Below are 1,942 nucleotides of genomic sequence, written 5' to 3'. Positions count from 1 at the left end.
CGACGAAGATCGGATCGGTATTGATGGACGGAGCTGGGGCAGCGACTTCCTTCTCGGCAAACATGTTGAATCCTTCCAGAGATGAACCCCCCGCGTAGCCCGGTATGGCCGCGCTGCGCTCATCCCCATAGGATCTCTCCGATTGTGCGGCAGGTCTGTAGGCCGGGTAAGGCAAACACTTCTCGTCGATGGTGCAATACGGCCCGTATTCCGCCGCAGCGGTGACAACGACGCAATTGATCGGCCGCCGATGACCAGAACGTCAGCTCAGGCCCGACATGCGAGGCGGCCTGCACCTGCAAAACTAAGGCGCAGCAAAGAACTAACTCCGGTACGGGTTGTTACGGGCTGCGGCGACCTGGAGGCGTGCCTCTGTCCCAAGTGGTCGATAACTGATCATGCGCACGTGTGCCCAGCCCAACGCCGCGTTAATGTACCTAGCGAACAGCGATGGACGAGGCCGTATGAAAACTATCCTGCTTACCCATCTTGATCAGCCACTTTCAGAGCGGTACAAAACAGAGACATGATGCTGTGAGCGGAGGAAATCGATGGCTCGGAATGCGGTGCAGTTTCAGCGAGGGCTGAGCGAGGCTGAATTTGATCGATTGTACGGTACGGAGGAGCAATGCCGTGCCATGGTGATCGCGGCCCGGTGGCGCGATGGTTTTTCCTGCCCGGTTTGTGGTGGACGGTCTCATAGCGAGGTGAAGACGCGGGGCCTGTTTCAATGCACGAAATGCCGCCGGCAGACCTCGCCGATCGCGGGGACGATTTTCGCCGCGACCAAATTGCCACTGCGGACGTGGTTTCGGGCCATATACCATCTGACCCAGAACAAGCAGGGAATATCGAGCATCGAACTCGGCCGGCGTCTCGGGGTGCGGCAGACCACAGCGTGGATGCTCAAGCACAAGCTCCAGCAGGTGATGCTGGAGCGCGATGCGCGCAAGCGCCTGACTGGACGGGTCGAGATTGACGATGCCTATCTCGGGGGCGAACGCTCCGGCGGCAAGCGTGGGCGAGGCGCGCCCGGAAAGACCCCGTTCGTCGCGGCGGTCGAGACCACGGCTGAAGGAAAGCCGGTTCGGCTGAAGCTGCGTAGGGTGGCTGGGTTCACCGGCCAGGCGATTTCGCGCTTTACCCTGCGCAGCCTTGATCCGTCTTGCGCCGTGGTCAGTGACGGGCTCGCCTGTTTCAGTCACGTCTCCGATGCCGGGTGTGAGCATCAGGCAATCCGTACCGGGAGTGGCCCCGCCTCCGCTCGAAACCCAACGTTCAAATGGGTCAACACCGCTCTCGGGAACATCAAATCCGCGATTGTCGGCACGTATCGCGCCATCAGCAGCAAGCATGTGCCGCGATATCTCGCTGAGTTCGAGTATCGGTTCAATCGCCGATATGACCTCGCCAGCATGATCCCGCGCCTCGGCTGGGCCGCCGCCCAGACTCCTCCAATGCCGTATCGCCTCCTAAAATTGGCTGAAGTTCATGGGTAAACAATAAAACTATTGATCGGCTCGGTTACCAAGCCTCGAATTCGCGGGGACACGAACTATAATTCAGGCTGCGACCATTAGCCTCCCCAACCTCATCGCGATGTTCGGAGCTTGGTTGAACTGTGCAATCTGCCGTTCAGTCGCTGCTTTCGTTTTCTGGTTGAACGAGCTCGACATGGCTGACTCCAAGCGCTTGCGCGAGTTCAAACAGCGTAATTATTGTTGGATTGCGACGACCGCGCTCGAGGCTACTCAGGTACTGTTGGCTGAACCCCGAACGAGCTTCAATTTCTTCCTGCGTCAAGCCCTTCGACCGACGCAGGCGGGCGAAATTCCGGCCAACCAGCTTACGCATATCCATGCGCAACGGGTTGCCTGTTTACACACTCTAAGTTTATCAACTATAATGTGTAATCGGCCAGTACGGCGGTTTTAGCCGGGTC

Annotated in this window: 2 protein-coding genes; one reads left to right on the top strand and one right to left on the bottom strand. The window is 58.6% G+C overall.

Annotated elements, in window-relative coordinates:
- Window positions 1–551: 551 nt before the first annotated feature.
- Entirely contained in the window at window positions 552–1,499 is a 948-nt protein-coding gene (locus tag AiwAL_RS20070; protein ID WP_262313479.1) for an IS1595 family transposase, read from the top strand.
- 136 nt (window positions 1,500–1,635) lie between these two features.
- On the opposite strand, the gene AiwAL_RS20065 is transcribed toward AiwAL_RS20070, so the two are convergent.
- Complete coding sequence (locus tag AiwAL_RS20065) at window positions 1,636–1,860, bottom strand: helix-turn-helix domain-containing protein (RefSeq protein WP_235705261.1); 225 nt, start codon at window positions 1,858–1,860, stop codon at window positions 1,636–1,638.
- Between the last annotated feature and the right edge of the window lie 82 nt (window positions 1,861–1,942).

Source organism: Acidiphilium sp. AL, from assembly GCF_025499445.1.
GTDB classification, from domain to species: domain Bacteria; phylum Pseudomonadota; class Alphaproteobacteria; order Acetobacterales; family Acetobacteraceae; genus Acidiphilium; species Acidiphilium iwatense.
Note: the sequence above shows the minus strand (reverse complement) of the source record. Positions and strands in the feature narration are given on the sequence as shown.